Here is a 5553-nt window from a genome sequence, read left to right on the forward strand (position 1 = left end):
CGATCTTTTTATAAGTGTATTTAAAATTTAAGAAACCTTGGAGGAATAATACGTGGATACTAGAAAATTAATAGATACTATGGGTATAGCGGAAAATCTTAAAAACTACACAAGACATTCTTGGACTTCTACACTTAGACAAGAAAGTGTTGCAGAGCATAGTTGGAGATTGTCTTTATTAGCATATTTTGTTTCTGATGAATTCCCACAAGCTGATATAAATAAGGTAATTCAAATGTGCATTTTTCATGATATGGGTGAAGCCTTTACAGGAGATATCCCTGCATTTAACAAAACTGAAAATCATGAAAAAATAGAAATCGAAAAATTATATTCTTGGATAGATTCTCTACCTGATCCTTATAATAAAAAAGTTAGAGATTTGTTTATAGAAATGGATGAGCAAAAAACCATAGAGTCAAAAATTTATAAAGCTTTAGACAAAATGGAAGTTGTATTACAACATAATGAGGCTCCTTTATCAACATGGATTCCTCTAGAATATACTTTAAATATTGATCACAGCTCTGAACAAGTAGAGTTTTCTAACTACTTAAAAAACCTAAAAAAAGAATTAAATAATGATAGTATAAATAAAATACAAGCCACTTATCTTATTTGAGTGACTTTTATTTTCTTAATCTAATAAATAATTTTCATATAAATATATCCTCACAAAAAATTCAATTTTACTTCGCCTTCTCATATTACTAAAAATCATAGTTATTATCAATTAAATTTATATTCATCTTATGTAAGTTTTAATTTATTCAGTGCATATATTAGTTCTTTTATGAAAATAATAAAATTGTTACATAAATAAGTAAAGGAGTGTAATAGATGAAAAAATTTATTTGTACTGTTTGTGGATACATACATGAAGGAGATGCTCCACCGGAAGTTTGCCCAATTTGTAAAGTTGGAGCAGACAAATTCGTAGAAGCACAAGATGAAATGGTATGGGCTGACGAACATAGAATAGGCATAGCAAAAGATATAGACACAGAAATAATAGAAGGTCTAAGAGCAAACTTCATGGGTGAATGTACAGAGGTTGGAATGTATATTGCCATGAGTAGACAAGCTGACCGCGAAGGATACCCTGAAGTCGCTGAAGCTTATAAGAGAATAGCATGGGAAGAAGCTGAACATGCTTCTAAATTTGCCGAGATATTAGGAGAAGTAGTATATCCTAGTACTAAACAAAATTTATCAGCTAGAGTTGAAGCTGAGTTTGGAGCTTGTTCTGGTAAAAAAGAATTAGCTACTCTTGCTAAAAAACAAAACTTAGACGCTATACATGATACAGTTCATGAAATGTGTAAAGATGAAGCTAGACATGGTAGAGCTTTCAAAGGTTTATTAGATAGATATTTTTCTAAATAGGAGGTTTTCAAATGACTAAAATTAATTGTAATGTATCTAATTGTTCTCATAACAAATCTAATACTTGTTATTCTAATATAGTTAATATTACTGGAGGTTCAGCAAAAGAATCATGTAGTACTTGCTGTGGAAACTTCCTTGATGCAAAAAATTATTCAACTTTAACTAATAATACAAATGCTTGTGGTCCATGTGATGCTCTAGTTTGTACAGTTAAAACTTGTGTATATAATAGAAATTTAGCTTGTACTGCTGAAAATATTAGTGTAAATGGATCAAATGCTAATATTTATACAGAAACTAGCTGTTCTACATTTAAACACGAATAAATATACTTATAAAAGTCTATAAACAAATAAGTGGAGAGCTATATTAGTCTCCACTTATTTACTATATAATGTCAGTATCTCTTATTTCTATTTCAGTTCCTTCTGGAGCCTTTATTTTAAATAAACTTTCCCCTTCTACTTGATAAACTATCTCTCCATTTTTAACTTTAAAATCTGTATACCCTAATTTTTTTATTCTTTCATATTCTTCTTCTACGTTATCAACTATAAATCCCATGTGTACTGGTCCTGCATTTAGATTATTCCATTTATTAAATTCACTACCACTTTTAGGTGTTTGTAATTCTATCATAAAGTCACCTAATTTTAGCCAGGTATTATATTCTCTTCCATGAAAATTCTTTGTCTCATTTATTAGTACAAATCCTAATATATTTTTATAAAAATTTAATGACTCTTTATAATTTTCTGTTTGAATACATACATGATGTATTGTTTTTATGCTCATAATTTTCTCCTATTTTCCTTTTATATTCTTTAAAATACCTTCTAGTATCTATTATACATAATAATAAAAAATATAATAACCCTTATAACCTCTTACACCAATATATTACACTTATTAAGTAATATATTGGTGTAAGAGGTTAAAACCTTAAATTGTACTTATATCTTATATAATTTTAATGAACTTATTTCTATATGTAGCTACTTATGACAATGATTGTTGTCTAGATTGGATAATCGATGATATTTAAGAAGATATTTATGACTGTAAATAGTTTAACACTATAATACAAAACGCTGTACTTTCATCTATTACATACTTTAGAATTATTCCTCCGCTTTTTTAAAGTATAAATGGCTAATCTAAAATTAGATTAGCCATTTATACTTTATTTTATTTTTCTACCTTAAATCTTTTTAATCTCAATGCATTTAATAAAACCGATGTTGAACTAAATGCCATAGCAAGAGCTGCTATTACTGGATTTAAAAGAGGTCCACCAAATAAGTATAAAACCCCAGCTGCCACTGGTATACCTATTACATTATAACCAAATGCCCAGAATAAATTTTCTTTAATATTTGTCATTGTACTTTTGCTAAGCCTTATAGCAGTTGGTACATCTAGTAAATCACTTCTCATTAAAACTATATCAGCAGATTCCATCGCCACATCAGTACCGCTTCCTATGGCTATACCTATATCTGCTTGAGCTAAAGCTGGTGCGTCATTAATTCCATCACCAACCATGGCAACGAATTTTCCCTCTTCTTGAAGCTTTTTAACTTCAATTGATTTATCCTGAGGTAAAACTTCTGCTAAAACCCTATCTATTCCAACTTGGTTGGCTATTGCCGCTGCTGTCTTTTTATTATCTCCAGTAATCATGACAACTTCTATTCCCATATCATGAAGCTTTTTGATAGCTTTTGCACTATTTTCTTTAACAACATCAGCAACAGCTATTATACCAGCTATTTTATTATTAATTCCAATATACATCGGTGTCTTACCTTCACTGGCAAGTCTATCATATGTTTCTTCTAAATCTACAAGATCTATATTTTTGCTATTCATCAATTTCTTGTTTCCAAGTAAAATATCACTTCCATTTATGACAACTTCAATACCATAACCTGGTACTGCCATAAATTTATCTAATTTGTAAAACTCAAGATTTTTTTCTTCACAATCTCTGACTATAGCTTCTCCTAAAGGATGCTCTGAAGATTTTTCTGCACTTGCTGCTACTTTTATCAACTCTTCTTCTGTAATTTCTCCGTAAGTTATTATATCTGTAACTACAGGTTTACCTTCTGTAATTGTACCTGTTTTATCAAATACTATGGTGTTAATTTTATGGGTAGTCTCTAAAGCTTCTCCACCCTTGATTAAAATACCATTTTCTGCACCTTTACCTGTACCAACCATTATAGCCGTTGGTGTTGCAAGTCCCAATGCACAAGGACAAGCTATGACTAAAACAGCGATAAATACTGTTAGTGAGAATACTGTTCCTTTACCAGCTATAAACCAAGCAAGTCCTGAAACTATGGCTATTACAACAACTACTGGTACAAAATATCCTGCAATTATATCAGCAAGTTTTGCTATTGGTGCCTTTGAACCTTGAGCATCTTCTACTAATTTAATTATTTGAGATATTGCTGTATCACTACCTACTTTTTCAGCTCTAAATCTTATAGTACCATTTTTATTTATACTAGCGCCTACTACTGAACTACCAACATTTTTTTCTACAGGTATACTTTCTCCTGTTAACATTGATTCATCAACTGAAGTATGACCTTCTATAACAATACCATCTACAGGTATCTTAGAACCTGGTTTAACTATTATAATATCTCCAACTTCAACCTCTTCTATTGGCATTTCTATCTCTTTATCATTTTTAATTATTATTGCTGTCTTTGGACTAAGTCCAATTAATTTTTTAATAGCTTCACCTGTTTTACCTTTTGCACGAGATTCAAAGTATTTTCCAAGCAATACAAGGGTAATTATTACACCAGCACTTTCAAAATACATATGATGTACAGCCATTGCATCACCATTAGCTACTAAATATAGTGAATATAAGCTATATATAAGAGCTGCACTTGATCCTATTGTAATTAAGGAATCCATTGTAGGTGCTTTAGCTACCATAGATTTAACTCCCTTATAGAAAAACTTATTTCCAGCTATAATTATTGGTATAGTTAAAAACAATTGAACTAATGCAAAGTTTAATGGATTAACATTAGGATTTATTATTTCTGGTACTGGTAATGGTCCAATTGGTGGTGGTATCATAGTTCCCATTGCTATGTAGAATAAAGGAACAGCAAATATAGCTGATATTATAAATTTAACAAGCAATGTATTCATCTCTTTTTCTTTTCTTATCTTGTCTTCATCAACACTTTGCTTTTTTTCCATCTCAAGAACTTTAAATCCAGCTTTTTCTATAGCACCTTTTATCTCATATAATTTTACTTTTTCTGCTTTATATGAAATAGATGCTTTTTCTGTGGCCAAGTTTACTTGAATATTTTCTACACCATCTATCTTCTTTACAGCTCTTTCCACTGCTTTGACGCATGATGCACATGTCATTCCTCCAATTGGGATTATAACTTCCTTATTTTCTACTTCTTTTATTACTCCAAAGCCAGCTTTTTCTATGGCTTTTTGTATATCTTCATCTTTAACTTTATCCTTATCATAAGATATACTTAGTTTTTCTGTTGCCATATTCACATTAGCCTCTACACTTGAATCTAATTTTTTTACAGCTCTTTCTACAGCTTTTGCACAAGATGCACATGTCATTCCAGTTATTTTTATATCATCAACATTCATTTTTGTATCCATGATTTTCTCCTTTCATAAGTCATTTTTATTCTATTTATCTTACTACAATAACATCCTACAATAACTTTATGAAGATTTTATGAAGATTAAAATTTTTAACTAGGAAGTGTAATTATAAATTCACTTCCTTCATTTATTTCACTTTTTACTTCTATTTTACCCTTATGTAAGTCAATTATAGATTTACATATAGTTAGTCCAACTCCAGTCCCTCCTGTATTTCTACATCTTGACTTATCTACTCTATAAAACCTTTCAAAAATATAATCTAAACTTTCCTTTGGAATTCCTATACCATTATCTTTTATATTTATTTTAATAAAATCATTCTCTTTATATAGTCTAATAACAATTTTCCCTTCTGTTTTACAATTACAATTAGTATATCTTATGGCATTTGATATTAAATTAACTATTACTTGAGATATTTTTTCTTTATCTACTTTTGCTATAATTTCTTCCAAGTAATACTCTATTTTTATATTTTTCTCA

Annotated in this window: 6 protein-coding genes; 3 read left to right on the forward strand and 3 right to left on the reverse strand. The window is 29.6% G+C overall.

The annotated features are described in order from the left end of the window. Window positions 1–52 precede the first annotated feature (52 nt). The 3 genes from NSA58_RS15145 to NSA58_RS15155 all read left to right on the forward strand — a co-directional run bounded on the left by NSA58_RS15145 (window position 53) and on the right by NSA58_RS15155 (window position 1715). Window positions 53–622, forward strand: a complete 570-nt coding sequence (locus NSA58_RS15145; protein ID WP_039680640.1) for an HD domain-containing protein — start codon at window positions 53–55, stop codon at window positions 620–622. Window positions 623–840: 218 nt separating this feature from the next. Then, the gene (locus tag NSA58_RS15150) at window positions 841–1386 is read left to right on the forward strand and encodes an NADH peroxidase (RefSeq protein ID WP_039680639.1); all 546 of its coding nucleotides are present in this window, start codon (window positions 841–843) and stop codon (window positions 1384–1386) included. Between the two features lie 11 nt (window positions 1387–1397). Continuing rightward, on the forward strand, window positions 1398–1715 hold the full coding sequence (locus NSA58_RS15155) for a DUF1540 domain-containing protein (protein WP_039680638.1): 318 nt from the start codon (window positions 1398–1400) through the stop codon (window positions 1713–1715). 61 nt (window positions 1716–1776) lie between these two features. Here NSA58_RS15155 and NSA58_RS15160 read toward each other — a convergent pair whose 3' ends face one another. From NSA58_RS15160 to NSA58_RS15170, 3 genes are all read right to left on the reverse strand, one after another. Next, complete coding sequence (locus tag NSA58_RS15160; RefSeq protein WP_039680637.1) at window positions 1777–2184, reverse strand: VOC family protein; 408 nt, start codon at window positions 2182–2184, stop codon at window positions 1777–1779. A 393-nt stretch (window positions 2185–2577) separates the two neighbouring features. Beyond that, window positions 2578–5061, reverse strand: a complete 2484-nt coding sequence (locus NSA58_RS15165) for a heavy metal translocating P-type ATPase (protein WP_139044982.1) — start codon at window positions 5059–5061, stop codon at window positions 2578–2580. A 95-nt stretch (window positions 5062–5156) separates the two neighbouring features. Beyond that, on the reverse strand, window positions 5157–5553 hold a 397-nt coding region (locus NSA58_RS15170; protein ID WP_257560653.1), incomplete at its 5' end, for a sensor histidine kinase.

The sequence above is a fragment of the Terrisporobacter muris genome (genome assembly GCF_024621905.1).
In the GTDB taxonomy this organism is placed as follows: domain Bacteria; phylum Bacillota; class Clostridia; order Peptostreptococcales; family Peptostreptococcaceae; genus Terrisporobacter; species Terrisporobacter muris.

Excerpts from the sequence above, each read along its gene's own strand:
- NSA58_RS15150 (WP_039680639.1), top strand. The coding sequence starts at position 841 with ATGAAAAAATTTATTTGTACTGTTTGTGGATACATACATGAAGGAGAT.
- NSA58_RS15155 (WP_039680638.1), top strand. The coding sequence starts at position 1,398 with ATGACTAAAATTAATTGTAATGTATCTAATTGTTCTCATAACAAATCT.
- NSA58_RS15160 (WP_039680637.1), bottom strand. The coding sequence starts at position 2,184 with ATGAGCATAAAAACAATACATCATGTATGTATTCAAACAGAAAATTAT.
- NSA58_RS15165 (WP_139044982.1), bottom strand. The coding sequence starts at position 5,061 with ATGGATACAAAAATGAATGTTGATGATATAAAAATAACTGGAATGACA.